Here is a 26,027-nt window from a genome sequence, read left to right on the forward strand (position 1 = left end):
TCGCAGGAAGAAGCAGCCACCGTGTCTGACGCGAACCTGAACGACGCCTTCGAGTCTGAGTCCGCCGAGGACGAGCTGGACATCGTCGAGGCCGCCGACGAGGACCAGGCCGACGCTGCTGACGACGCTGCGGGCGAGGCCGCCGCCGACGAGACCGTCGAGGACGAGGGCGCCGAGGACGAGTCCGACGAGGACGTCGAGGAGTCCGACGAGGACACCGAGGAGTCCGACGAGGACACCGAGGAGTCCGACGACGACGTCGAGACCGTCGAGGACGAGGCCGCCGCCGAGGTCGAGGAGACCGAGGAGGAGGCCGCCCCGGTCGACCCGGTCGCCGCGCTCCGCGAGGAACTGCGCACCCTCCCCGGCGAGTGGTACGTCATCCACACCTACGCGGGCTACGAGAAGCGCGTGAAGGCCAACCTGGAGCAGCGCGCCGTCTCGCTCAACGTCGAGGACTTCATCTACCAGGCCGAGGTCCCCGAGGAAGAGATCGTCCAGATCAAGGGCGGCGAGCGGAAGAACGTCAAGCAGAACAAGCTCCCCGGCTACGTGCTCGTCCGCATGGACCTCACGAACGAGTCCTGGGGCGTCGTCCGCAACACCCCCGGCGTCACCGGCTTCGTGGGCAACGCCTACGACCCGTACCCGCTGACCCTGGACGAGATCGTCAAGATGCTCGCCCCGGAGGCCGAGGAGAAGGCCGCCCGCGAGGCCGCCGAGGCCGAGGGCAAGCCGGCTCCGGCCCGCAAGCTGGAGGTCCAGGTCCTGGACTTCGAGGTCGGCGACTCGGTCACCGTCACCGACGGCCCCTTCGCCACCCTCCAGGCCACGATCAACGAGATCAACGCCGACTCGAAGAAGGTCAAGGGCCTCGTCGAGATCTTCGGCCGCGAGACCCCGGTCGAGCTCAGCTTCGACCAGATCCAGAAGAACTGATCCCACGGTTTTCCGACCAGGTCAGAGCGGCTGTCGCAGCCGCTCTGACCTGCTCGGTTTTTAGCCGCACGTGTATACCCGTTATCGTGGTGCGGTATGCCTCCATCCGGATGTCCGGATGGCGGGCTGAACACTCTCACTAGGACCCGGAGAGAGCAATGCCTCCCAAGAAGAAGAAGGTCACGGGGCTTATCAAGCTCCAGATCAACGCCGGTGCGGCCAACCCGGCCCCGCCGGTCGGCCCCGCGCTGGGTCAGCACGGCGTCAACATCATGGAGTTCTGCAAGGCCTACAACGCCGCGACCGAGTCGCAGCGCGGCATGGTCGTGCCGGTGGAGATCACGGTCTACGAGGACCGTTCCTTCACCTTCATCACCAAGACCCCGCCGGCCGCGAAGCTGATCCTCAAGGCCGCCGGTGTGGACAAGGGCTCCGGCGAGCCGCACAAGACCAAGGTCGCCAAGCTCACGGCCGCCCAGGTCCGCGAGATCGCCTCGGTCAAGCTCCCCGACCTGAACGCCAACGACCTCGACGCCGCGTCGAAGATCATCGCCGGCACCGCCCGCTCCATGGGCATCACGGTCGAGGGCTGATCACCCCCCTTGTGATCCAGTGGTAGGACCAAGCGCTGGTCCGCACCACGACTCCACACCTGAACCAACAGGAGAAGAAGTGAAGCGCAGCAAGGCTCTCCGCGGCGCGGACGCCAAGGTCGACCGCGAGCGGAACTACGCTCCCCTCGAGGCCGTCCGTCTCGCCAAGGACACCGCCACCACGAAGTTCGACGGCACCGTCGAGGTCGCCTTCCGCCTGGGTGTCGACCCGCGCAAGGCCGACCAGATGGTCCGTGGCACCGTGAACCTCCCGCACGGCACCGGTAAGACCGCCCGGGTCCTGGTCTTCGCGACCGGTGACCGTGCCGAGGCCGCGATCGCCGCCGGCGCCGACATCGTCGGCTCCGACGAGCTCATCGACGAGATCTCCAAGGGCAACCGCCTGAACGAGTTCGACGCCGTGGTGGCCACCCCGGACCTCATGGGCAAGGTCGGCCGCCTCGGCCGCGTCCTCGGCCCGCGTGGTCTCATGCCGAACCCCAAGGTCGGCACCGTCACCCCCGATGTCGCCAAGGCTGTCAACGACATCAAGGGCGGCAAGATCGAGTTCCGCGTCGACAAGCACTCGAACCTGCACTTCATCATCGGCAAGGTCTCCTTCGACGAGACGAAGCTGGTCGAGAACTACGCCGCGGCCCTGGAGGAGATCCTCCGTCTGAAGCCGTCCGCCGCCAAGGGCCGCTACATCAAGAAGGCGACCCTGACGACGACGATGGGCCCCGGCATCCCGCTGGACTCCAACCGCACCCGCAACCTCCTCGTCGAGGAGGACCCGGCCGCGGTCTGAGCCCCATCGGCTCGCTGAAGTGGTCAGCCGGCCCCGCACCTCTCCGGAGGCGCGGGGCCGGCTTCTTGTCTACGGTCGGACCACAAGGAGCCGATCAAGAGGTGGGGACGGCCATGAGCGGAACCACGTGGAAGAGCGCCCTCGTCGCCCTGGCGGCCGCGCTCGTCGTGACGGGCGTCGCGGGGTGCGCGGACGGCGGCGCCGCGAAGCGGGCCGGCTCCCCGTCCGCGTCGGCGGGGACCCGGGACCGGGAGGAGGCCGCGAAGGCCGTCCGGGCCGCGTACGAGAAGACGGCGGCGGCCAAGAGCGCCAAGGTCCGGATGCAGGTCGTGGTGAGCGGCGGCCGGGCGGCCGGCAGCAGCACCTTCACCGGTGTCCGCAAATGGGGTCCCTCGGTCGCGGACCTGAAGGTCACCGCCTCCACGTACCTGGCGGCCGTCCCCGGCGCCCCCGCCGAGACGCGCGTGGTCGCGGCCGGCGGAGCCGCGTACACCGACGTGGGCGCCGGGCGGACCGCGCTCACGGGCGGCAGGCGCTGGCTGAAGGTCGACCTGGAGGGCCCCGGCGCGGACGACGGGCTCGTGACCCAGCTGACCGCCGGGCTGAGCGGCGTCAACCAGGACCCCGCCGAGGAGCTCGGCCTCCTCGCGAAGTCGTCCACGCTGAAGCCCCTCGGCGCGGTGGAGGAGCCCGGTGCGCGGGCCTACGGGGGAGACCTCCCCGGGGGCAGGCACCTGGAGGTCTGGATCGGCGCGGACGGCTATCCGCGGCGCACGGTCCTCACGACCGACACCGACGGCTCGCTGACGAAGCTCATCACGACCTCCACCGACTACGGCACCGAGGTCGACGTCCGGACCCCGCCCGCCGGCGACACGATCGGCTTCGCGGAACTGCTCGCGAAGTTCACCAAGGGCCGCGGCGGGGGGAGCGGTCGGGGCTGATTTGCCCCCGGCCGACCCGGTCGCGTACTCTTCCGAGGAAGCCAAAGACCGCTGGTCGTCTCTGCGCCCGTTCGGGTGCGGTGGCCGAAGGATTCGCTGAGAGATGCGAACGACCCGCGCAGGTGACTGTGGAAGAGTTCCCGATTCCTTGTGAAACGGTCGAGCTGAGCCCCGTGCGCCTGCGCCCGGGGCGTTTTGTTTTGTTCAGCCCCTTCCGAGCGGTCCCATCACCCGGAAGGAGGCCGACGCTTATGGCAAGGCCCGACAAGGCTGCCTCGGTGGCCGAGCTGGAGGACCAGTTCCGCAGCTCGAACGCCGCTGTGCTGACCGAGTACCGGGGTCTCACCGTCGCGCAGCTCAAGACGCTGCGTCGTTCGCTCGGTGAGAACGCCCAGTACGCCGTGGTGAAGAACACGCTGACCAAGATTGCGGCCAACCAGGCCGGGATCACCGCGCTGGACGAGCACTTCGCTGGTCCGACCGCGGTCGCCTTCGTCACCGGTGACCCGGTGGAGTCGGCGAAGGCCCTGCGTGACTTCGCCAAGGAGAACCCGAACCTCATCATCAAGGGCGGTGTCCTTGACGGTAAGGCGCTCTCCGCGGATGAGATCAAGAAGCTCGCGGACCTCGAGTCCCGCGAGGTTCTGCTCAGCAAGCTGGCCGGCGCGTTCAAGGGCAAGCAGTCCCAGACTGCCTCGCTCCTCCAGGCGCTGCCGTCGAAGTTCGTCCGCACCGCGGAGGCGCTTCGCGTCAAGCTCGCCGAGCAGGGCGGTGCCGAGTAACTCGGCTCGCGCATTGATCCGCGCCGCCTAGCGCGCGGATCGCAGCGGGCCGACAGTACGCCCGCCTCTACATACATCCGGCACCTGCCGAATTAGTGGAAGGATCGCCCATCATGGCGAAGCTCTCTCAGGACGACCTCCTCGCCCAGTTCGAGGAGATGACCCTCATCGAGCTCTCCGAGTTCGTGAAGGCCTTCGAGGAGAAGTTCGACGTCACCGCCGCCGCGGCCGTCGCCGTCGCCGGTCCGGCCGGCCCGGGCGCCCCGGCCGAGGCCGCCGAGGAGCAGGACGAGTTCGACGTCATCCTCGAGGGTGCCGGCGACAAGAAGATCCAGGTCATCAAGGTCGTGCGCGAGCTCACCTCCCTGGGCCTCAAGGAGGCCAAGGACCTCGTCGACGGCGCCCCGAAGCCGGTCCTCGAGAAGGTCGCGAAGGACGTCGCCGAGAAGGCCGCCGAGTCCCTCAAGGCCGCCGGCGCCTCCGCCACGGTCAAGTAAGACCGTTTCGAGTCGCTGTAGCCGACTCTCGCTTCCGCGCGACGCGTTCCGTGTAACGCGGGAGCACCGAAGGGCGATCATCCACATGGGTGGTCGCCTTTCGGCGTTCCCGGGAACGGGCGTGGCGGGCGTCCGGAGGGGTGCCGGAAGCGGAGTATGGTGATCTTCGCCGTGCGCCCCGCGGAGCGGGGGCCCTTGACGAACCGCACGCAGCGCGCAATTCTCAGGACGCGTCGTCACAACGATCCGTATCCGAGGCATGGATCGACGGCGGAACGGGCAGTATCGAGGTGCGCCGCACGGCGCGAAGTAGCGCGGAGTTGAGAGCAACGAGGGTCGCGAAGAACTCGCCCTGGACATCAGTGAGCCAAGTGGCTACACTGACCCTTTGCGCTGCCTGTTAGCTGCCCCCTGCCCGTCACCAGGGGCATACCTTCGCATCCGTTTCATCGGCCGACCCCTTCTGACCTGGCCTTTCGGTCATTTCAGGAAACGTCTGCCCTGAAGCTCTGCTGGGGACCGGTACGCGCGTAGTGAGTCCGAGCCCTCGGAAGGACCCCCTCTTGGCCGCCTCGCGCAACGCCTCGACCAATACGAACAACGGCGCAAGCACCGCCCCGCTGCGCATCTCCTTTGCAAAGATCAAGGAGCCCCTCGAGGTTCCGAACCTCCTCGCGCTGCAGACCGAGAGCTTTGACTGGCTGCTCGGCAACGCCGCCTGGAAGGCTCGCGTCGAGGCCGCCCTTGAGTCGGGACAGGACGTCCCCACGAAGTCCGGCCTGGAGGAGATCTTCGAGGAGATCTCCCCGATCGAGGACTTCTCCGGGTCGATGTCGCTGACCTTCCGCGACCACCGCTTCGAGCCGCCGAAGAACTCGATCGACGAGTGCAAGGACCGTGACTTCACGTACGGCGCCCCGCTCTTCGTCACCGCCGAGTTCACCAACAACGAGACCGGCGAGATCAAGTCCCAGACGGTCTTCATGGGCGACTTCCCGCTCATGACCAACAAGGGCACCTTCGTCATCAACGGCACCGAGCGTGTCGTGGTGTCGCAGCTGGTCCGTTCGCCGGGCGTCTACTTCGACTCGTCGATCGACAAGACCTCCGACAAGGACATCTTCTCCGCCAAGATCATCCCGTCCCGGGGTGCCTGGCTGGAGATGGAGATCGACAAGCGCGACCTGGTCGGCGTCCGCATCGACCGCAAGCGCAAGCAGTCCGTCACCGTCCTCCTGAAGGCCCTCGGCTGGACCACCGAGCAGATCCTCCAGGAGTTCGGCGAGTACGAGTCCATGCGCGCCACCCTGGAGAAGGACCACACCCAGGGCCAGGACGACGCGCTGCTCGACATCTACCGCAAGCTCCGCCCGGGCGAGCCGCCGACCCGCGAGGCCGCCCAGACGCTGCTCGAGAACCTCTACTTCAACCCGAAGCGCTACGACCTCGCGAAGGTCGGCCGCTACAAGGTGAACAAGAAGCTCGGCGCGGACGAGCCGCTGGACGCCGGCGTCCTCACCACGGACGACGTCATCGCCACGATCAAGTACCTCGTGAAGCTCCACGCGGGCGAGACCGAGACGATCGGCGAGAACGGCAACGAGATCGTCGTCGAGACCGACGACATCGACCACTTCGGCAACCGTCGTCTGCGCAACGTCGGCGAGCTCATCCAGAACCAGGTCCGCACGGGTCTGGCCCGCATGGAGCGCGTCGTCCGCGAGCGCATGACCACGCAGGACGTCGAGGCGATCACGCCGCAGACCCTGATCAACATCCGGCCGGTCGTCGCCTCCATCAAGGAGTTCTTCGGCACCAGCCAGCTGTCGCAGTTCATGGACCAGAACAACCCGCTGTCGGGTCTGACGCACAAGCGTCGTCTCTCGGCGCTGGGTCCCGGTGGTCTGTCCCGCGAGCGGGCCGGCTTCGAGGTCCGAGACGTGCACCCGTCCCACTACGGACGCATGTGCCCGATCGAGACCCCCGAAGGCCCGAACATCGGTCTGATCGGTTCGCTCGCCTCGTACGGCCGCGTCAACGCGTTCGGCTTCATCGAGACGCCGTACCGCAAGGTCGTCGACGGCCAGGTCACCGACGAGGTCGACTACGTCACCGCCGACGAGGAGGACCGCTTCGTCATCGCGCAGGCCAACGCCGGCCTCGACGACGAGCTGCGCTTCACCGAGAACCGCGTCCTGGTCCGCAAGCGCGGCGGCGAGGTCGACTACGTCCTCCCGGCCGACGTGGACTACATGGACGTCTCGCCGCGCCAGATGGTGTCGGTCGCGACCGCCATGATCCCGTTCCTCGAGCACGACGACGCCAACCGCGCCCTCATGGGCGCGAACATGATGCGTCAGGCGGTGCCCCTCATCAAGTCGGAGGCCCCGCTCGTCGGCACCGGCATGGAGTACCGCTGCGCCACCGACGCCGGCGACGTGCTCAAGGCCGAGAAGGACGGTGTCGTCCAGGAGCTGTCGGCCGACTACATCACGGTCGCCAACGACGACGGCACGTACATCACGTACCGCCTGCACAAGTTCTCCCGCTCCAACCAGGGCACCTCTGTGAACCAGAAGGTCGTCGTGGACGAGGGCGACCGCGTCATCGAGGGCCAGGTCCTCGCCGACGGTCCCGCCACCGAAGACGGCGAGATGGCGCTCGGCAAGAACCTGCTCGTGGCGTTCATGCCGTGGGAGGGCCACAACTACGAGGACGCGATCATCCTGTCGCAGCGCCTCGTGCAGGACGACGTCCTCTCCTCGATCCACATCGAGGAGCACGAGGTCGACGCCCGTGACACCAAGCTGGGCCCCGAGGAGATCACCCGGGACATCCCGAACGTCTCCGAGGAGGTCCTCGCCGACCTCGACGAGCGCGGCATCATCCGCATCGGTGCCGAGGTCGTCGCCGGCGACATCCTGGTCGGCAAGGTCACGCCCAAGGGCGAGACCGAGCTGACCCCGGAGGAGCGCCTGCTCCGCGCGATCTTCGGCGAGAAGGCCCGCGAGGTCCGCGACACCTCCCTGAAGGTGCCCCACGGCGAGATCGGCAAGATCATCGGCGTGCGCGTCTTCGACCGCGAGGAGGGCGACGAGCTTCCCCCGGGCGTGAACCAGCTGGTCCGCGTCTACGTCGCCCAGAAGCGCAAGATCACCGACGGTGACAAGCTCGCCGGCCGTCACGGCAACAAGGGCGTCATCTCGAAGATCCTGCCGATCGAGGACATGCCGTTCCTGGAGGACGGCACCCCGGTCGACATCATCCTCAACCCGCTCGGCGTCCCGTCCCGAATGAACCCGGGACAGGTCCTGGAGATCCACCTCGGCTGGCTCGCCAGCCGCGGCTGGGACGTCTCCGGCCTCGCCGACGAGTGGGCGCAGCGCCTCCAGGCCATCGGCGCCGACCAGGTCGCCCCCGGCACCAACGTCGCCACCCCGGTCTTCGACGGTGCGCGCGAGGACGAGCTCGCGGGCCTGCTGAACCACACCATCCCGAACCGCGACGGCGAGCGCATGGTGCTCCCGACCGGCAAGGCGAGGCTGTTCGACGGCCGCTCCGGCGAGCCGTTCCCGGACCCGATCTCCGTCGGGTACATGTACATCCTCAAGCTCCACCACCTGGTCGACGACAAGCTCCACGCGCGTTCGACCGGCCCGTACTCGATGATCACCCAGCAGCCGCTGGGTGGTAAGGCCCAGTTCGGTGGCCAGCGCTTCGGTGAGATGGAGGTGTGGGCGCTGGAGGCTTACGGCGCCGCGTACGCCCTCCAGGAGCTGCTGACGATCAAGTCCGACGACGTGACCGGCCGCGTGAAGGTCTACGAGGCCATCGTCAAGGGCGAGAACATCCCTGAGCCCGGCATCCCCGAGTCCTTCAAGGTGCTCATCAAGGAGATGCAGTCCCTGTGCCTCAACGTGGAGGTGCTGTCCTCGGACGGCATGTCCATCGAGATGCGCGACACCGACGAGGACGTCTTCCGCGCAGCGGAGGAGCTCGGCATCGACCTGTCCCGGCGCGAGCCGAGCAGCGTCGAAGAGGTCTGACGGGAGTCCGGCCGGGGGGACCCGTACAGGTCCCCCCGCCGGCCCCAGGACCCCCGTATCAGACCCACAGCCTTACAACCCTGAGAGGGATTGACGCATAGTGCTCGACGTCAACTTCTTCGACGAGCTCCGGATCGGTCTGGCCACCGCTGACGACATCCGTCAGTGGAGCCACGGCGAGGTCAAGAAGCCGGAGACCATCAACTACCGCACGCTCAAGCCCGAGAAGGACGGACTCTTCTGCGAGAAGATCTTCGGTCCGACCCGGGACTGGGAGTGCTACTGCGGCAAGTACAAGCGCGTCCGCTTCAAGGGCATCATCTGTGAGCGGTGTGGCGTCGAGGTCACCCGCGCCAAGGTGCGCCGCGAGCGGATGGGCCACATCGAGCTCGCCGCCCCCGTCACCCACATCTGGTACTTCAAGGGCGTCCCGTCGCGCCTCGGATACCTGCTCGACCTCGCCCCGAAGGACCTGGAGAAGGTCATCTACTTCGCGGCGTACATGATCACGTACGTCGACGACGAGCGCCGTACGCGTGACCTGCCCTCGCTGGAGGCGCACGTCTCCGTCGAGCGCCAGCAGATCGAGAACCGTCGCGACTCCGACCTGGAGGCCCGCGCCAAGAAGCTCGAGAACGACCTCGCCGAGCTGGAGGCCGAGGGCGCCAAGGCCGACGTGCGCCGCAAGGTGCGCGAGGGCGCCGAGCGCGAGATGAAGCAGCTGCGCGACCGCGCGCAGCGCGAGATCGACCGTCTGGACGAGGTCTGGTCGCGCTTCAAGAACCTCAAGGTCCAGGACCTGGAGGGCGACGAGCTCCTCTACCGCGAGCTGCGTGACCGCTTCGGCACGTACTTCGACGGCTCGATGGGCGCCGCGGCGCTGCAGAAGCGCCTGGAGTCCTTCGACCTGGAGGAGGAGGCCGAGCGCCTCCGCGAGATCATCCGCACCGGCAAGGGCCAGAAGAAGACCCGTGCGCTCAAGCGCCTCAAGGTCGTCTCCGCGTTCCTGCAGACCGCGAACAGCCCCAAGGGCATGGTTCTCGACTGCGTGCCGGTCATCCCGCCGGACCTGCGTCCGATGGTGCAGCTGGACGGTGGCCGCTTCGCGACCTCCGACCTGAACGACCTGTACCGCCGCGTGATCAACCGCAACAACCGCCTGAAGCGGCTTCTCGACCTCGGCGCGCCCGAGATCATCGTGAACAACGAGAAGCGCATGCTCCAGGAGGCCGTGGACGCCCTCTTCGACAACGGTCGTCGCGGTCGCCCGGTCACCGGTCCCGGCAACCGCCCGCTGAAGTCCCTGAGCGACATGCTCAAGGGCAAGCAGGGTCGTTTCCGTCAGAACCTGCTCGGCAAGCGAGTCGACTACTCGGCCCGTTCCGTCATCGTCGTCGGCCCGCAGCTCAAGCTGCACCAGTGCGGTCTGCCGAAGGCCATGGCGCTCGAGCTCTTCAAGCCGTTCGTGATGAAGCGCCTGGTGGACCTGAACCACGCGCAGAACATCAAGTCGGCCAAGCGGATGGTCGAGCGCGGCCGCACGGTCGTGTACGACGTCCTCGAAGAGGTCATCGCCGAGCACCCGGTCCTCCTGAACCGTGCGCCCACGCTGCACCGCCTCGGCATCCAGGCCTTCGAGCCGCAGCTGGTCGAGGGCAAGGCCATCCAGATCCACCCGCTCGTCTGCACCGCGTTCAACGCGGACTTCGACGGTGACCAGATGGCCGTCCACCTGCCGCTCTCCGCGGAGGCGCAGGCCGAGGCCCGCATCCTGATGCTGTCCTCGAACAACATCCTCAAGCCGGCCGACGGCCGCCCGGTCACGATGCCGACCCAGGACATGGTTCTCGGTCTGTTCTTCCTGACCACCGACGGCGAGCTGCGTGACACCAAGGGCGAGGGCCGCGCGTTCGGCTCCACGGCCGAGGCGATCATGGCGTTCGACGCCGGCGAGCTCGCGCTGCAGTCGCCGATCGACATCCGCTTCCCGGTGGGCACCATCCCGCCGCGCGGCTGGACCCCGCCGGCGCGCGAGGAGGGCGAGCCCGAGTGGCAGCAGGGGGACTCGTTCCGCCTGCGCACCACCCTGGGCCGCGCGCTCTTCAACGAGCTGCTGCCCGAGGACTACCCGTTCGTCGACTACTCGGTGGGCAAGAAGCAGCTCTCCGAGATCGTCAACGACCTGGCCGAGCGCTACCCCAAGGTCATCGTGGCGGCGACGCTCGACAACCTGAAGGCGTCCGGCTTCTTCTGGGCGACCCGCTCCGGCGTCACCGTGGCCATCTCCGACGTCGTCGTCCCCGAGGCGAAGAAGGAGATCGTCGCCGGGTACGAGGCGCAGGACGAGAAGGTCCAGAAGCAGTACGAGCGCGGTCTGATCACCAAGGAAGAGCGCACGCAGGAGCTCATCGCGATCTGGACCAAGGCGACCAACGAGGTCGCCGAGGCGATGAACGCGAACTTCCCCAAGACCAACCCCATCTTCATGATGGTCGACTCGGGTGCCCGAGGAAACATGATGCAGATGCGGCAGATCGCGGGTATGCGCGGTCTGGTGTCGAACGCGAAGAACGAGACGATCCCGCGTCCCATCAAGGCGTCCTTCCGCGAGGGCCTCTCCGTCCTCGAGTACTTCATCTCGACGCACGGTGCCCGTAAGGGTCTCGCCGACACCGCCCTGCGCACCGCCGACTCGGGTTACCTGACCCGTCGTCTGGTGGACGTCTCGCAGGACGTCATCATCCGCGAGGAGGACTGCGGCACCGAGCGCGGTCTGAAGCTGCGGATCGCGGCGAAGGACGAGACGGGTGTCCTGCGCAAGACGGACGACGTCGAGACCTCCGTGTACGCGCGGATGCTCGCCGAGGACGTCGTCGTGGACGGCAAGGTCATCGCGCCGGCCAACGTCGACCTGGGTGACGTGCTCATCGACGCCCTGGTCAACGCGGGCGTCGAGGAGGTCAAGACCCGTTCGGTCCTGACCTGCGAGTCCGCCGTCGGCACCTGTGCGTTCTGCTACGGCCGTTCGCTCGCCACCGGCAAGCTGGTCGACATCGGTGAGGCGGTCGGCATCATCGCCGCCCAGTCCATCGGTGAGCCCGGTACCCAGCTGACGATGCGTACCTTCCACACCGGTGGTGTGGCCGGTGACGACATCACCCAGGGTCTGCCCCGTGTCGTCGAGCTCTTCGAGGCCCGGCAGCCCAAGGGTGTCGCCCCGATCTCGGAGGCGGCCGGCCGCGTCCGCATCGAGGAGACCGAGAAGACCAAGAAGATCGTCGTCACCCCGGACGACGGCAGCGACGAGACGGCGTTCCCGATCTCGAAGCGCGCCCGTCTGCTCGTGGGCGAGGGCGACCACGTCGAGGTGGGCCAGAAGCTCACCGTGGGTGCCACCAACCCGCACGACGTGCTCCGGATCCTCGGTCAGCGCGCGGTCCAGGTCCACCTGGTCGGCGAAGTCCAGAAGGTCTACAACTCGCAGGGCGTGTCGATCCACGACAAGCACATCGAGATCATCATCCGGCAGATGCTGCGCCGCGTGACGATCATCGAGTCCGGCGACGCGGAGCTGCTTCCGGGCGAGCTGGTCGAGCGGTCGAAGTTCGAGACCGAGAACCGTCGTGTGGTCACCGAGGGCGGTCACCCCGCCTCCGGCCGTCCGCAGCTGATGGGCATCACCAAGGCCTCGCTGGCGACGGAGTCCTGGCTGTCGGCCGCCTCCTTCCAGGAGACGACCCGAGTGCTGACGGACGCGGCGATCAACGCCAAGTCCGACAGCCTCATCGGCCTCAAGGAGAACGTCATCATCGGTAAGCTCATCCCGGCCGGTACGGGTCTGTCCCGCTACCGCAACATCCGGGTCGAGCCGACCGAGGAGGCCAAGGCCGCGATGTACTCGGCCGTCGGCTACGACGACATCGACTACTCGCCGTTCGGCTCGGGCTCCGGCCAGGCCGTTCCGCTGGAGGACTACGACTACGGTCCGTACAACCAGTAGGCGAGTCGCTCGACGCCCGAGGGCGGTCACCCCGATCACGGGGTGGCCGCCCTCGGCGGTTTCCGGCGGCTTCGGTAGGTTGGCGGCCCTGTCCGACCGAGGAGCCGCCCCGTGACCGCCCGCCCCCGCCCGCGCCTGCTGTACGTCACCGACCTCGCCTATCCGGCGCGGGGGAGGCGCTACGGCGACGAGGACGTGGCGCTCACCGCCCGGCTGCGGGAGGACTTCGACCTGGCCCTCTGCCACCCGCGGGACGCCGCCGCCCTCATGGACGCCTTCGACGCGGTCGTGGTGCGCAACAGCGGCCCCGTGCTGGGCCACCGGGAGGCGTACGCGGCCTTCCGCGAGCGGGCCCTGGCGCTCGGCACCCGCGTCTACAACCCGCTCCACGGGCGCGGCGACATGGCGGGCAAGGGGTACCTCCTCGAACTGACGGCCGCCGGTCTCCCGGTCATCCCCACCGTCGACCGGTCCGGGGCCCTGGAGGGGCTGCCGGAGGCCGCGGAGTACGCGGTGAAGCCCCGGGACGGGGCCGACTCCGAGGGCCTGCGCTTCGTCCCGTACGGGGAGCTCGCCGGCCTCCTCGACGGGGCGGCCGGGGAGCTCCTCGTCCAGCCCCGGATCGACTTCCGGTACGAGGTCTCGTTCTACTTCGTCGACGACCTCTTCCAGTACGCCCTGTACGCCCCCGACCCGGAGCGCCGCTGGGTCCTGGAGCCGTACGAGCCGTCCCCGGACGACCTGGCCTTCGCGCGGCGCTTCGTGGACTGGAACGCCCTCGGGCACGGGATCCAGCGCGTCGACGCCTGCCGGGCGCCCGACGGCGGGCTGCTCCTGGTCGAGCTGGAGGACCTCAATCCGTACCTCTCGCTCGACCGGGTCTCCGAGGAGGTCCGGGAGGCCTTCGCCGACGCCCTCACCGGCTCCCTGCACCGCTTCCTGGCGGGGTGAGGGGCGGGGCGGGGACGGGGTGGGGGGCGGCCGTCCCACGTCGTGATCATGTGCGCGTGGGCATTTGTTTTGACCGGAGTCCGTACGGTAGGTACGCTCAAGCCTTGTGCCTGGGGTGTGCCTGGGCTCGTGTGCGTGTCCTCAACCGCACGGCGAGTTCCGCACCGGCCACCGTGATCCTCGCTCCTCTCCATCCTCGATGGAGCCCGCGAGATTCGACACACCCGACCGCGTGGGTCGGTGAATGTTCCAGGTTAGTTGTACCGACGGCACACAGAAACCGGAGAAGTAGTGCCTACGATCCAGCAGCTGGTCCGCAAGGGCCGGCAGGACAAGGTCGAGAAGAACAAGACGCCCGCACTCGAGGGTTCCCCTCAGCGTCGCGGCGTCTGCACGCGTGTGTTCACGACCACCCCGAAGAAGCCGAACTCGGCCCTCCGGAAGGTCGCGCGTGTGCGTCTGACCTCCGGCATCGAGGTCACGGCCTACATCCCGGGTGAGGGTCACAACCTGCAGGAGCACTCCATCGTGCTCGTGCGCGGTGGCCGTGTGAAGGACCTGCCGGGTGTTCGCTACAAGATCATCCGCGGTTCCCTCGACACGCAGGGCGTCAAGAACCGTAAGCAGGCTCGCAGCCGCTACGGCGCCAAGAAGGAGAAGTAAGAATGCCTCGTAAGGGCCCCGCCCCGAAGCGCCCGGTCATCATCGACCCGGTCTACAGCTCTCCTCTTGTCACCTCGCTGATCAACAAGATCCTGCTGGACGGCAAGCGTTCCACCGCCGAGCGCATCGTGTACGGCGCCATGGAGGGTCTTCGCGAGAAGACCGGCCAGGACCCGGTCATCACGCTGAAGCGCGCGCTGGAGAACGTCAAGCCGGCCCTCGAGGTCAAGTCCCGCCGTGTCGGTGGCGCCACCTACCAGGTGCCGATCGAGGTCAAGCCGGGCCGCGCGTCCACGCTCGCCCTCCGCTGGCTCGTCGGTTACTCCCGCGCCCGTCGCGAGAAGACCATGACCGAGCGCCTCATGAACGAGCTCCTCGACGCCTCGAACGGCCTCGGTGCTGCCGTCAAGAAGCGTGAGGACACGCACAAGATGGCCGAGTCCAACAAGGCCTTCGCGCACTACCGCTGGTAGTCGCAACCCACATCGAGACCGAGAGAAGACTGAGCCGATATGGCTACCACTTCGCTTGACCTTGCCAAGGTGCGCAACATCGGCATCATGGCTCACATCGACGCGGGCAAGACGACCACCACCGAGCGGATCCTGTTCTACACCGGTGTCTCGTACAAGATCGGTGAAGTCCACGACGGCGCTGCCACGATGGACTGGATGGAGCAGGAGCAGGAGCGCGGCATCACGATCACGTCCGCCGCGACGACCTGCCACTGGCCGCTCGAGAATGTCGATCACACGATCAACATCATCGACACGCCGGGCCACGTCGACTTCACCGTCGAGGTGGAGCGTTCGCTGCGCGTGCTCGACGGTGCTGTCACCGTGTTCGACGGTGTGGCCGGTGTCGAGCCCCAGTCCGAGACCGTCTGGCGTCAGGCGGACCGCTACGGCGTTCCGCGCATCTGCTTCGTCAACAAGCTCGACCGGACCGGCGCCGACTTCCTGCGCTGCGTCGACATGATCGTGGGCCGCCTCGGCGCCACCCCGATCGTCATGCAGCTCCCGATCGGTGCCGAGGCCGACTTCCAGGGCGTCGTCGACCTCGTCCGCATGAAGGCGCTCGTCTGGTCCGCCGAGGCCAGCAAGGGCGAGATGTACGACATCGTCGACATCCCGGCCGAGCTGACCGAGCTGGCCGAGGAGTACCGCGGCAAGCTGGTCGAGACCGTCGCCGAGAACGACGAGGAGCTCATGGAGCTGTTCCTGGAGGGCGTCGAGCCCACCGAGGAGCAGATCTACGCGGCCGTCCGTCGCATCACCATCGCCTCCGGCAAGGGCGGCGACACCACGGTCACCCCCGTGTTCTGCGGCACCGCCTTCAAGAACAAGGGCGTTCAGCCCCTGCTCGACGCGGTCGTGCGCTACCTCCCCTCGCCCCTGGACGTCGAGGCCATCGAGGGCCAGGACGTCAAGGACCCCGAGGTCGTCGTGCGGCGCAAGCCGTCCGACGAGGAGCCGCTGTCGGCCCTCGCGTTCAAGATCGCGAGCGACCCGCACCTCGGCAAGCTCACCTTCGTCCGGATCTACTCCGGTCGCCTGGAGGCCGGCACCGCGGTGCTGAACTCCGTCAAGGGCAAGAAGGAGCGCATCGGCAAGATCTACCGCATGCACGCGAACAAGCGTGAGGAGATCGACTCGGTGGGCGCCGGCGACATCGTCGCCGTCATGGGCCTCAAGCAGACCACCACCGGTGAGACGCTGTGCGACGAGAAGAACCCGGTCATCCTGGAGTCCATGGACTTCCCGGCGCCGGTCATCCAGGTCGCCATCGAGCCCAAGTCCAAGGGTGACCAGGAGAAGCTGGGCGTCGCCATCCAGCGTCTCGCGGAGGAGGACCCCTCCTTCCAGGTCCACTCGGACGAGGAGACCGGCCAGACCATCATCGGTGGCATGGGCGAGCTCCACCTCGACATCCTCGTCGACCGCATGCGTCGCGAGTTCAAGGTCGAGGCGAACGTCGGCAAGCCGCAGGTCGCGTACCGCGAGACGATCCGCAAGACCGTCGAGCGCGTGGACTACACCCACAAGAAGCAGACCGGTGGTACCGGTCAGTTCGCCAAGGTGCAGATCGCGATCGAGCCCATCGAGGGTGGCGACGCCTCCTACGAGTTCGTGAACAAGGTCACCGGTGGCCGCATCCCGAAGGAGTACATCCCTTCGGTCGACGCGGGCGCGCAGGAGGCCATGCAGTTCGGCATCCTGGCCGGCTACGAGATGACTGGCGTCCGCGTCATCCTTCTCGACGGCGGCTACCACGAGGTCGACTCCTCCGAGCTCGCGTTCAAGATCGCCGGTTCGCAGGCCTTCAAGGAGGCCGCGCGGAAGGCTTCGCCGGTCATTCTCGAGCCCATGATGTCCGTCGAGGTCACCACGCCCGAGGACTACATGGGTGAGGTCATCGGCGACATCAACTCCCGCCGTGGTCAGATCCAGGCCATGGAGGAGCGCAGCGGCGCTCGCGTCGTGAAGGGCCTCGTGCCCCTTTCGGAGATGTTCGGCTACGTCGGAGACCTCCGCAGCAAGACCTCGGGTCGCGCAAGCTACTCGATGCAGTTCGACTCCTACGCCGAGGTTCCGCGGAACGTCGCCGAGGAGATCATCGCGAAGGCCAAGGGCGAGTAACTCTTCCGAGTTCACGCTTTAGGCTTGACACCAGTGACCGGGGCCCGGCCCCGAAACCCGAGGAATCGGGTCCCGGTCGACTGGCATCCCAGCAAAGATCACCTGGCGCCGATGAAGCAAGGCGTTCAGAACCACTCCAGGAGGACCCCCGTGGCGAAGGCGAAGTTCGAGCGGACTAAGCCGCACGTCAACATCGGCACCATCGGTCACATCGACCACGGTAAGACGACCCTCACGGCCGCCATTACCAAGGTGCTGCACGACGCGTACCCGGACCTGAACGAGGCCTCGGCCTTCGACCAGATCGACAAGGCTCCCGAGGAGCGCCAGCGCGGTATCACCATCTCGATCGCGCACGTCGAGTACCAGACCGAGTCGCGTCACTACGCCCACGTCGACTGCCCCGGTCACGCGGACTACATCAAGAACATGATCACGGGTGCGGCGCAGATGGACGGCGCCATCCTCGTGGTCGCCGCCACCGACGGCCCGATGCCGCAGACCAAGGAGCACGTGCTCCTGGCCCGCCAGGTCGGCGTTCCGTACATCGTCGTCGCCCTGAACAAGGCCGACATGGTGGACGACGAGGAGATCCTGGAGCTCGTCGAGCTCGAGGTGCGTGAGCTCCTCTCCGAGTACGAGTTCCCGGGCGACGACCTGCCGGTCGTCCGCGTCTCGGCGCTCAAGGCGCTCGAGGGCGACAAGGAGTGGGGCGAGAAGCTCCTCGGCCTCATGCACGCCGTGGACGAGTCCATCCCGCAGCCCGAGCGCGACGTCGACAAGCCGTTCCTGATGCCGATCGAGGACGTCTTCACGATCACCGGTCGTGGCACCGTCGTCACCGGTCGCATCGAGCGTGGTGTCCTCAAGGTCAACGAGACCGTCGACATCATCGGCATCAAGACCGAGAAGACCACCACCACGGTCACCGGCATCGAGATGTTCCGCAAGCTGCTCGACGAGGGCCAGGCCGGTGAGAACGTCGGTCTGCTCCTCCGTGGCATCAAGCGCGAGGACGTCGAGCGCGGCCAGGTCATCATCAAGCCGGGTTCGGTCACGCCGCACACGAACTTCGAGGCCCAGGCCTACATCCTGTCGAAGGACGAGGGTGGCCGTCACACCCCGTTCTTCAACAACTACCGCCCGCAGTTCTACTTCCGTACCACGGACGTGACCGGCGTCGTGACCCTCCCCGAGGGCACCGAGATGGTCATGCCGGGCGACAACACCGCCATGAGCGTTGAGCTGATCCAGCCCATCGCCATGGAGGAGGGCCTGAAGTTCGCCATCCGTGAGGGTGGCCGGACCGTCGGCGCCGGCCAGGTCGTCAAGATCACCGCCTGATCTTGAACTGACCTGGTGACTCGCAGGAGTCGCCGAGCAGTAGGAGAAGGCCCCGCACCGAAAGGTGCGGGGCCTTCTCGCGTTCCCGGGGCCGTCGGTTCCTCTACGGCTTCCAGCTCCACGGGCGCCCGTCCGCGCCGAGCCCCACCACGGTCACGCCCCGCGCCCCCAGGTGCAGCGCGGCCGGGGCCGCCGCCCCGCCCTTCGCCGTACGGACCCGGGTCCGGCCGCCGACCCGCACCACCGTCCGGCCGCGCGTGTCCGTGCCGAGCAGGACCGTGCCGAGCGCCGCCGACCGCGCGGCGACCACCTCCCCGTACCCGTCGAGACCGGTGTCGCCGGCCGGGCCGAGCAGCCGCGCGTCCGCCGGGGGCCGGTGGAACAGCTCGCCGTCCGCGCTCGCCACCGTGGAGCCGGAGAGCGGCAGCCGCTCCGTCCGCTCCCGCCCGTCCACCCAGTGCCGTACGGACTCCCGGCCCGCCGCGTACACGTGGACGCGGCCCGCGGCGTCCACCGAGACGGCCGGGGCGTCCTGGACCTCGGCGGTCCCGGGGAGCGTCCGCCACGGGCCCCAGGAGCCGTCCGCCGCCCGGACCCGGGTCGAGAGGCGCCCGTCCGCGTTCCGTACGAAGAGGTGGACCCGGCCGTCGGGGGCCGCGACCGCCACCGGGGAGCCGAGCCGGCGCCCCCGGTCGTCCCCGCGCTCCGGGTTCCCCAGGCCCCGCCAGGCGAGGAACGGGCCGCCGGGGGAGCGCTGTTCGAGGAGCACCACCTCGCGCCGGTTGGCGCCGCCGTGCCCGTCGAGCGCGGCGAACCGCACCCCGAGGAGCAGCACCCGCCCGTCGGGCAGGACCGCGGAGCCGAGGGCCGGGGCGAGCGGGCCGCCGCCGAGGTCCTCCGGCTCGCCCCAGACGCCGCTGCCGGGCGCCGACTCGCGCCGGCGGACCGCCCGCAGGCCGAGGACCCCGTACGCCGCGAGCCGGCCGTCCGGCTCCTCGGCGAGGGCCGGGCGGGCGCCGGGCCAGCGGTGGTGGGTGGAGCGGACCCAGCCCTTGCGGTTGGTCAGCGGGCGGTCGCCGCCGACGCCGTAGTCGCCGCAGCCCGAGGGGTTCCCGCACCGCCAGGAGGGGTCGCCGCCGTACGGGACGAGCCGGGCCGCCTTCTCCTTCAGGACCCCCGGCGGGAGGTTCTTGGGCCAGTGCCGGTTGTAGTAGCCGCGGAAGGCCGTCGTGGTGAACGCCGGTATCGGCTCGCCGTCCCGTACCGCGTCCGAGACCCGGCGGCACAGCGCCGCCCAGGTGAAGCAGGCGACCGCCGTGTGGTCCCCGTGGTCGGCGTAGCCGGGCTGCTCGGAGTCCCGCCGCCGGGTGGCCTCGTCGCTGTGCTGGACGTCCGGGTCGGGGTCCAGGGTGTGCACCACCGTGGGCCGGTAGCGGGCGAGGAGCCCGGCGAGGACGCCGACCAGGCCGTCGTAGTCGTAGGTGCTGGCCCGGGTGACGGGGGAGCCGGCCGAGAGGTGGGTGCGCAGCTCCAGGGCGCGGTCCTCCCAGAGGGCGGGCAGGGCCGTGTACCGGCGGGGGGTGTGCATCGGCAGGTCGAGGAAGACCAGTTCGACCCGGCGCCCGCCGTGCGCGAGGACGTCGACCTCGGCCCGCCGGCCGCCGGGGAGCGCCAGCGTGCCCCGCCGCCACGGGGTGAACGGCGGCAGGCCGAGCGCCACCGCGTACGACTGGCGCAGGCCCTGGTGGCGGGCGGCGGAGTAGGCGGCCCGGTCCGGGGGCGTCTCGGGCATCCCCGCGACGCGGTTCCGGCCGGTGTGCTCGCCGGCCGTCACGTACACGGAGACGAGCGGGACGCCCGCGTCGAACAGCCGCTGCGAGTCCGGGTTCATGAAGTACAGGTCGTCGTCCGGGTGCGCGGCGAACTGCATCAGGAGCGCCCGGCGGGCCCGCGCCGAGTCGATCGGCTTCCCCGGCGCCGGATCGGCGGTCGGCGCGCTCCGGCGCGGCTCCGGTACGGAGCACCCGGCGGCGGCCGCGGTGGCGGCGAGGGCCGCAGTGAGCACCGCCCGGCGGCGGGGTCGGACGTGCTGCACTGCGGGGCCCTTCGCTCGGCGGTCTCCGGGACGGCGGAAACGGACGTCTGTAAGACGGGCATCTGTGCGAAGGGGTTGTGTGCGTGCGAAGACGTGGGCGGGAGGGGCGTACGCGGGCGCGGACGAGGGGGCGCCCGGGCGCGGCGGGGCCGGTGGTCGTCTCGGATGGCGGACCCCGGCATCCGCTTACTGGTGCTTGCATTCACATGGATGTAACAGTGGGCACGGCGGCGGGGACGACGGGGTCCCGGAGCGGCCGTCCTCACCTCCCCGCGCGCGGCAACGGCGCCGAGCGCTCCCACCCGGTTCTCCGCCGGCGTACAGCCGTGCCAGAAGGGGGTTCCACGTGTCGAACCGACCCGACCCGCAGTCCGCCCGCTCCACCCTCGACGCTCTGCGCGCCGAGATCGAACACCGCAATCCGGCGCAGCCCGAGTTCCACCAGGCCGTCCACGAGGTGCTCGACACCCTCGCCCCGGTGCTCGCGGCCCGGCCCGAATTCGCCGAGCCGGGGCTCCTGGAGCGGCTGGTCGAGCCCGAGCGGCAGATCGTCTTCCGGGTGCCGTGGCAGGACGACCGGGGCCGGACGCACGTCAACCGGGGCTTCCGCGTCGAGTTCAACAGCGCCCTCGGCCCGTACAAGGGGGGCCTGCGCTTCCACCCCTCCGTGAACCTGGGGATCGTCAAGTTCCTCGGCTTCGAGCAGATCTTCAAGAACGCCCTGACCGGGCTCGGCATCGGCGGCGGCAAGGGCGGCAGCGACTTCGACCCACACGGGCGCAGCGACGCCGAGGTCATGCGGTTCTGCCAGTCCTTCATGACCGAGCTGTACCGGCACCTCGGCGAGCACACCGACGTGCCGGCCGGTGACATCGGCGTCGGCGGCCGGGAGATCGGCTACCTCTTCGGCCAGTACCGGCGGATCACCAACCGCTGGGAGGCCGGCGTCCTCACGGGCAAGGGCACCGGCTGGGGCGGCTCCGCGATCCGCCCGGAGGCCACCGGCTACGGCAGCGTGCTCTTCACGGCGGCGATGCTCCGCGAGCGCGGCGAGGACCTGGAGGGACAGACGGCCGTCGTCTCCGGCTCGGGCAACGTGGCGCTGTACACGATCGAGAAGCTCCTCGCGCTCGGCGCCAACCCGCTCACCTGCTCCGACTCCAGCGGTTACGTGTACGACGACAAGGGCATCGACCTCGACCTGCTGAAGCGGGTCAAGGAGGTCGAGCGCGGCCGGGTCGCCGACTACGCCGAGCGCCGGGGCTCCTCCGCGCGCTTCGTGCCCGGCGGCCGGGTCTGGGAGGTCCCCGCCGACGTCGCCCTGCCGTCCGCGACGCAGAACGAGCTGGACGAGAACGACGCGGCGACCCTGGTCCGCAACGGCGTGAAGGCCGTCGCCGAGGGCGCCAACATGCCCACGACGGCCGGGGCGGTCCACCTGTTCCAGCGGGCCGGCGTCGCCTTCGGCCCGGGCAAGGCGGCCAACGCGGGCGGCGTCGCGGTCAGTGCCCTGGAGATGGCCCAGAACCACTCCCGCACGTCCTGGAGCGCGGAGAGGGTGGAGGCGGAGCTCGCCGGGATCATGACCTCGATCCACACCGCCTGCCACGAGACGGCCGAGCACTACGGGACGCCGGGCGACTACGTCACCGGGGCCAACATCGCGGGCTTCGAGCGGGTCGCCGAGGCGATGCTGGCGCAGGGCGTCATCTGATCCGTACGCACGCACACGCGTACGTCCGTACGACGGGCCCGCGGGGGCCGGGGGAGGGAACGTCCGGAATGGGGCACGGTGACGAGGACGTCTTCCTCCGGCGTGCGGCCGGGCCGGACGAGGTCGAGGACCTGCTGCGCGCGTACGCGCCGGAGGTCCTCGCCGCCTTCGTGGGCCGGTTCGGCGACTTCGACCTCTGCGAGGGGGTCTTCCAGGAGGTCCTGGTCGCGGCGGCCCGGGAGTGGCCCGAGCGGGGGATCCCCTCCTACGCGCGCAGTCGGCTGCTCACCACCGCCGTCGGCGCGCTGATCGACCGGGTGCGCCGCGCGGAGGCGGGCCGGCGCGGCGGGGCCGGGGCCCTGGCCCTCACGGACCGCGCGATCCTGGCGTACGCGGGACGGGGCGCTCCGGGGGAGGACGTCTGGGAGGGGCCGCTCTCGCTGTTCCTGCTCTGCTGCCATCCGGACCTGCCCCGGGCCGCCCGGACCGCGCTCGTCCTGCGCGCCGTCGGCGGCCTCGGTCCCGCACGGGTCGCCGCCTTCTTCGACCTGCCCGAGGAGACCCTGGAGCGGTACGTGGTCCGGGCCAGGCGGACGATCGTGGACGGGGGCTGGGCGCGCGCCCTGCCCGTGGGGGAGGAGCGCACGGCCCGCCTCGCCGAGGTGCGGCGCGTGCTCCGGCTCGTCCGCGACCGGGGGTACGCGGCCGAGGCGGCCCGGCTCGCCCGGCTGCTGGACCGGTGCCTGCCGGACGGGGGTGGGGCGCACGGCTTCGAAGCGTGCGCCCCGGCGCATAGGTGTACGTGACGTGGGGTACAGTCTTGGACCCCGATTGGCGGCGGGATGGCCCGGTGTGGCAGACTGTCGGGGTTGCTCGGTTGAGTGCCGATGCTGCGCGCCTCCCGTCGGGAGGACCGGAAGCGAGTCCCACAGTACTCGTCGCTCCTTCTCAGGAGCGGACGTACGGGAATCTTCTGGGAAGCGTCAGCGGGGTACCGGCCAGGCACTCGGTGGGTGTTCTGCCCCCGGCTCGCGGTTCTCGGGACCGCGCCCCCTTGGTTGGGAAGTCCTCAGGGACTTCTGCGTAGAGGGAGCGCGACACGCCCGACCGCGTGGGTCGGAGGTGGAGTCACGAGAGCCCCCGAGTCCAGAGCGTTACGAGACAAAGGACTACTAGTAGCCATGGCGGGACAGAAGATCCGCATCCGGCTCAAGGCCTACGACCACGAGGTCATCGACTCCTCGGCGAAGAAGATCGTCGAGACGGTGACCCGCACTGGTGCGTCGGTCGCGGGCCCGGTGCCGCTGCCCACTGAGAAGAACGTGTACTGCGTCATCAAGTCGCCGCACAAGTACAAGGACTCGCGCGAGCACTTCGAGATGCGCACGCACAAGCGCCTCATCGACATCCTCGACCCCACGCCGAAGACGGTCGACTCGCTCATGCGTCTCGACCTGCCGGCGGGCGTCGACATCGAGATCAAGCTCTGAGGTGACGCGCGAGATGGCTAAGAACATCAAGGGCATCCTGGGCGAGAAGCTCGGCATGACGCAGGTCTGGGACGAGAACAACCGGGTCGTCCCGGTGACCGTCGTCAAGGCCGGCCCGAATGTCGTGACCCAGGTCCGCACGAACGACAGCGACGGCTACGAGTCGGTCCAGATCGCCTTCGGCGAGATCGACCCGCGCAAGGTGAACAAGCCCCTCAAGGGTCACTTCGCCAAGGCCGACGTCACCCCGCGCCGCCACCTGGTGGAGCTCCGCACCGCTGACGCCTCCGAGTACACGCTCGGCCAGGAGATCACCGCCGAGGTCTTCGAGGCCGGCGTGAAGGTCGACGTCACCGGCAAGAGCAAGGGCAAGGGCTTCGCCGGTGCGATGAAGCGCCACAACTTCCGTGGTGGCAAGGCCTCGCACGGTGCCCACCGCGTGCACCGCAAGCCCGGTTCCATCGGTGGCTGCGCCACTCCGGGCCGTGTCTTCAAGGGCATGCGCATGGCCGGTCGCATGGGCAACGAGCGTGTGACCACCCAGAACCTGACCGTCCACGCCGTTGACGCCGAGAAGGGTCTGCTGCTCATCAAGGGCGCCGTCCCCGGCCCCAACGGTGGCCTCGTCCTGGTCCGCACCGCGGCCAAGGGGGTTTGAGGAACCGATGAGCACCATTGACATCCTTTCGCCGGCAGGCGACAAGGCCGGGACCGTCGAGCTCCCCGAGGAGATCTTCGGCGCCAAGGTCAGCGTTCCGCTGATCCACCAGGTCGTCGTCGCGCAGCTGGCCGCGGCCCGTCAGGGCACGCACAAGACCAAGACCCGTGGCGAAGTCCGCGGTGGTGGCAAGAAGCCTTACCGCCAGAAGGGCACCGGCCGCGCCCGTCAGGGTTCGACCCGCGCCCCGCAGTTCGCCGGTGGTGGCGTCGTCCACGGCCCGCAGCCGCGTGACTACTCCCAGCGGACCCCGAAGAAGATGAAGGCCGCCGCCCTCCGCGGTGCCCTCTCGGACCGGGCCAACCACTCCCGCATCCACGTCGTCACCGGCGTGGTCGAGGGTGAGGTCTCCACCAAGGCCGCCAAGACGCTGTTCGGCAAGATCTCGGAGCGCAAGAACCTGCTCCTGGTCGCCGAGCGCTCCGACGAGGCCGCGTGGCTGTCCGCTCGTAACCTGCCCCAGGTGCACATCCTGGAGCCGGGCCAGCTCAACACGTACGACGTGATCGTCTCCGACGACGTGGTCTTCACCAAGGCCGCCCTCGAGTCCTTCGTGTCTGGCCCCCAGACCGCTGAGACCGAAGGGAGCGACGCCTGATGAGCGAGGCCGTCGTCACCAGCAAGACCTTCTCGGACCCGCGTGACATCCTCGTCAAGCCGGTCGTCTCGGAGAAGAGCTACGCCCTGCTCGACGAGAACAAGTACACGTTCATCGTCGCGCCCGGCTCCAACAAGACCCAGATCAAGCAGGCCGTCGAGGCGGTCTTCTCGGTCAAGGTCACCGGGGTCAACACGATCAACCGCCAGGGCAAGCGCAAGCGGACCAAGGCCGGTTTCGGCAAGCGCAAGGACACCAAGCGCGCCATCGTGACCCTTGCTGAGGGCAACCGAATCGACATCTTCGGCGGCCCGACCGCCTGACGGCGGTCGAGTCGTCCGATATCGGACGAGGACTGAGAAATGGGTATCCGCAAGTACAAGCCGACTACGCCGGGCCGTCGTGGCTCCTCCGTAGCCGACTTCGTCGAGATCACGCGGTCCACGCCGGAGAAGTCGCTGGTCCGCCCCCTGCACAGCAAGGGCGGCCGTAACAACACCGGTCGTGTGACCGTCCGTCACCAGGGCGGTGGCCACAAGCGCGCCTACCGCGTGATCGACTTCCGTCGTCACGACAAGGACGGCGTGCCGGCCAAGGTCGCTCACATCGAGTACGACCCCAACCGCACCGCGCGCATCGCGCTGCTCCACTACGTGGACGGCGAGAAGCGCTACATCATCGCCCCCAAGGGTCTGACGCAGGGTGACCGCGTCGAGAACGGCCCCGGCGCGGACATCAAGCCCGGCAACAACCTGGCGCTCCGCAACATCCCGGTCGGTACCACGATCCACGCGATCGAGCTCCGTCCCGGTGGCGGCGCCAAGTTCGCGCGTTCCGCCGGTGCCTCCGTGCAGCTGCTGGCGAAGGAGGGCACGATGGCCCACCTCCGCATGCCCTCCGGCGAGATCCGTCTGGTCGACGCCCGCTGCCGCGCCACCATCGGCGAGGTCGGCAACGCCGAGCAGTCGAACATCAACTGGGGCAAGGCCGGCCGTAAGCGCTGGCTGGGTGTTCGCCCGACCGTCCGCGGTGTGGCGATGAACCCGGTCGACCACCCGCACGGTGGTGGTGAGGGCAAGACCTCCGGTGGTCGCCACCCGGTCTCCCCGTGGGGTCAGAAGGAGGGTCGTACTCGTTCGCCGAAGAAGGCTTCGAACAAGTACATCGTCCGCCGCCGCAAGACGAACAAGAAGCGCTAGGAGCGGG

General features: G+C 68.9%; 21 protein-coding genes. 20 read left to right on the top strand and 1 reads right to left on the bottom strand.

Features of this window, described 5'->3' with window-relative positions:
- Positions 1-21: 21 nt before the first annotated feature.
- The 13 genes from nusG (at position 22) to tuf (ending at position 18,206) form a co-directional block, all read left to right on the top strand.
- Positions 22-939: a transcription termination/antitermination protein NusG gene (nusG, locus tag ACIP5O_RS12670; protein WP_401292077.1), complete on the top strand. Its 918-nt coding sequence runs from the start codon at positions 22-24 to the stop codon at positions 937-939.
- A 158-nt stretch (positions 940-1,097) separates the two neighbouring features.
- Complete coding sequence (gene rplK / locus ACIP5O_RS12675; RefSeq protein WP_030208950.1) at positions 1,098-1,532, top strand: 50S ribosomal protein L11; 435 nt, start codon at positions 1,098-1,100, stop codon at positions 1,530-1,532.
- Between the two features lie 79 nt (positions 1,533-1,611).
- Positions 1,612-2,340, top strand: a complete 729-nt coding sequence (gene rplA / locus ACIP5O_RS12680) for a 50S ribosomal protein L1 (protein ID WP_015035537.1) — start codon at positions 1,612-1,614, stop codon at positions 2,338-2,340.
- Between the two features lie 113 nt (positions 2,341-2,453).
- A complete protein-coding gene (locus tag ACIP5O_RS12685; RefSeq protein WP_401292081.1) occupies positions 2,454-3,284 on the top strand; it encodes a hypothetical protein in 831 nt (276 codons plus the stop codon).
- A gap of 251 nt (positions 3,285-3,535) precedes the next feature.
- Positions 3,536-4,066: a 50S ribosomal protein L10 gene (gene rplJ, locus ACIP5O_RS12690; protein ID WP_356541259.1), complete on the top strand. Its 531-nt coding sequence runs from the start codon at positions 3,536-3,538 to the stop codon at positions 4,064-4,066.
- Between the two features lie 113 nt (positions 4,067-4,179).
- Positions 4,180-4,563: a 50S ribosomal protein L7/L12 gene (gene rplL, locus ACIP5O_RS12695; protein WP_383446040.1), complete on the top strand. Its 384-nt coding sequence runs from the start codon at positions 4,180-4,182 to the stop codon at positions 4,561-4,563.
- 563 nt (positions 4,564-5,126) lie between these two features.
- Complete coding sequence (rpoB, locus tag ACIP5O_RS12700; RefSeq protein WP_125657873.1) at positions 5,127-8,609, top strand: DNA-directed RNA polymerase subunit beta; 3,483 nt, start codon at positions 5,127-5,129, stop codon at positions 8,607-8,609.
- 100 nt (positions 8,610-8,709) lie between these two features.
- Positions 8,710-12,609: a DNA-directed RNA polymerase subunit beta' gene (locus ACIP5O_RS12705; RefSeq protein WP_125657876.1), complete on the top strand. Its 3,900-nt coding sequence runs from the start codon at positions 8,710-8,712 to the stop codon at positions 12,607-12,609.
- 111 nt (positions 12,610-12,720) lie between these two features.
- Positions 12,721-13,560, top strand: coding sequence for a hypothetical protein (locus tag ACIP5O_RS12710; protein ID WP_401292086.1), 840 nt, complete (start codon positions 12,721-12,723; stop codon positions 13,558-13,560).
- Positions 13,561-13,851: 291 nt separating this feature from the next.
- Positions 13,852-14,223 (top strand): 30S ribosomal protein S12, encoded by a 372-nt coding sequence (gene rpsL / locus ACIP5O_RS12715; RefSeq protein ID WP_003948652.1) that lies wholly within the window; start codon positions 13,852-13,854, stop codon positions 14,221-14,223.
- Between the two features lie 2 nt (positions 14,224-14,225).
- On the top strand, positions 14,226-14,696 hold the full coding sequence (rpsG, locus tag ACIP5O_RS12720) for a 30S ribosomal protein S7 (RefSeq protein ID WP_015035567.1): 471 nt from the start codon (positions 14,226-14,228) through the stop codon (positions 14,694-14,696).
- A 39-nt stretch (positions 14,697-14,735) separates the two neighbouring features.
- Positions 14,736-16,862, top strand: a complete 2,127-nt coding sequence (fusA, locus tag ACIP5O_RS12725; RefSeq protein WP_356541265.1) for an elongation factor G — start codon at positions 14,736-14,738, stop codon at positions 16,860-16,862.
- A 150-nt stretch (positions 16,863-17,012) separates the two neighbouring features.
- On the top strand, positions 17,013-18,206 hold the full coding sequence (gene tuf, locus ACIP5O_RS12730) for an elongation factor Tu (protein WP_033201985.1): 1,194 nt from the start codon (positions 17,013-17,015) through the stop codon (positions 18,204-18,206).
- Positions 18,207-18,309: 103 nt separating this feature from the next.
- On the opposite strand, the gene ACIP5O_RS12735 is transcribed toward tuf, so the two are convergent.
- On the bottom strand, positions 18,310-20,301 hold the full coding sequence (locus ACIP5O_RS12735) for a PIG-L family deacetylase (protein ID WP_401292091.1): 1,992 nt from the start codon (positions 20,299-20,301) through the stop codon (positions 18,310-18,312).
- A 346-nt stretch (positions 20,302-20,647) separates the two neighbouring features.
- On the opposite strand from ACIP5O_RS12735, the gene gdhA reads away from it, so the two are divergent.
- The 7 genes from gdhA (at position 20,648) to rplB (ending at position 26,020) form a co-directional block, all read left to right on the top strand.
- Positions 20,648-22,015, top strand: a complete 1,368-nt coding sequence (gene gdhA, locus ACIP5O_RS12740; RefSeq protein WP_401292094.1) for an NADP-specific glutamate dehydrogenase — start codon at positions 20,648-20,650, stop codon at positions 22,013-22,015.
- A gap of 68 nt (positions 22,016-22,083) precedes the next feature.
- Positions 22,084-22,821: a sigma factor-like helix-turn-helix DNA-binding protein gene (locus ACIP5O_RS12745; RefSeq protein ID WP_401292097.1), complete on the top strand. Its 738-nt coding sequence runs from the start codon at positions 22,084-22,086 to the stop codon at positions 22,819-22,821.
- A 375-nt stretch (positions 22,822-23,196) separates the two neighbouring features.
- On the top strand, positions 23,197-23,505 hold the full coding sequence (gene rpsJ / locus ACIP5O_RS12750) for a 30S ribosomal protein S10 (RefSeq protein WP_003948644.1): 309 nt from the start codon (positions 23,197-23,199) through the stop codon (positions 23,503-23,505).
- Between the two features lie 13 nt (positions 23,506-23,518).
- On the top strand, positions 23,519-24,163 hold the full coding sequence (gene rplC / locus ACIP5O_RS12755; RefSeq protein WP_125657892.1) for a 50S ribosomal protein L3: 645 nt from the start codon (positions 23,519-23,521) through the stop codon (positions 24,161-24,163).
- 7 nt (positions 24,164-24,170) lie between these two features.
- Complete coding sequence (rplD, locus tag ACIP5O_RS12760) at positions 24,171-24,821, top strand: 50S ribosomal protein L4 (protein ID WP_125657895.1); 651 nt, start codon at positions 24,171-24,173, stop codon at positions 24,819-24,821.
- Positions 24,821-25,144, top strand: a complete 324-nt coding sequence (rplW, locus tag ACIP5O_RS12765) for a 50S ribosomal protein L23 (protein WP_053646169.1) — start codon at positions 24,821-24,823, stop codon at positions 25,142-25,144. The genes rplD and rplW overlap by 1 nt, the downstream gene beginning before the upstream one ends.
- Before the next feature lie 39 nt (positions 25,145-25,183).
- Entirely contained in the window at positions 25,184-26,020 is an 837-nt protein-coding gene (gene rplB, locus ACIP5O_RS12770; RefSeq protein ID WP_030208986.1) for a 50S ribosomal protein L2, read from the top strand.
- The last annotated feature ends 7 nt before the right edge of the window (positions 26,021-26,027 follow it).

It is taken from the genome of Streptomyces sp. NPDC088915 (genome assembly GCF_044749825.1).
Taxonomy (GTDB): domain Bacteria; phylum Actinomycetota; class Actinomycetes; order Streptomycetales; family Streptomycetaceae; genus Streptomyces.

Excerpts from the sequence above, each read along its gene's own strand:
- rplK (WP_030208950.1), top strand. The coding sequence starts at position 1,098 with ATGCCTCCCAAGAAGAAGAAGGTCACGGGGCTTATCAAGCTCCAGATC.
- ACIP5O_RS12685 (WP_401292081.1), top strand. The coding sequence starts at position 2,454 with ATGAGCGGAACCACGTGGAAGAGCGCCCTCGTCGCCCTGGCGGCCGCG.
- rplJ (WP_356541259.1), top strand. The coding sequence starts at position 3,536 with ATGGCAAGGCCCGACAAGGCTGCCTCGGTGGCCGAGCTGGAGGACCAG.
- rplL (WP_383446040.1), top strand. The coding sequence starts at position 4,180 with ATGGCGAAGCTCTCTCAGGACGACCTCCTCGCCCAGTTCGAGGAGATG.
- rpsG (WP_015035567.1), top strand. The coding sequence starts at position 14,226 with ATGCCTCGTAAGGGCCCCGCCCCGAAGCGCCCGGTCATCATCGACCCG.
- fusA (WP_356541265.1), top strand. The coding sequence starts at position 14,736 with ATGGCTACCACTTCGCTTGACCTTGCCAAGGTGCGCAACATCGGCATC.
- ACIP5O_RS12745 (WP_401292097.1), top strand. The coding sequence starts at position 22,084 with ATGGGGCACGGTGACGAGGACGTCTTCCTCCGGCGTGCGGCCGGGCCG.
- rpsJ (WP_003948644.1), top strand. The coding sequence starts at position 23,197 with ATGGCGGGACAGAAGATCCGCATCCGGCTCAAGGCCTACGACCACGAG.
- rplC (WP_125657892.1), top strand. The coding sequence starts at position 23,519 with ATGGCTAAGAACATCAAGGGCATCCTGGGCGAGAAGCTCGGCATGACG.
- rplD (WP_125657895.1), top strand. The coding sequence starts at position 24,171 with ATGAGCACCATTGACATCCTTTCGCCGGCAGGCGACAAGGCCGGGACC.
- rplW (WP_053646169.1), top strand. The coding sequence starts at position 24,821 with ATGAGCGAGGCCGTCGTCACCAGCAAGACCTTCTCGGACCCGCGTGAC.
- rplB (WP_030208986.1), top strand. The coding sequence starts at position 25,184 with ATGGGTATCCGCAAGTACAAGCCGACTACGCCGGGCCGTCGTGGCTCC.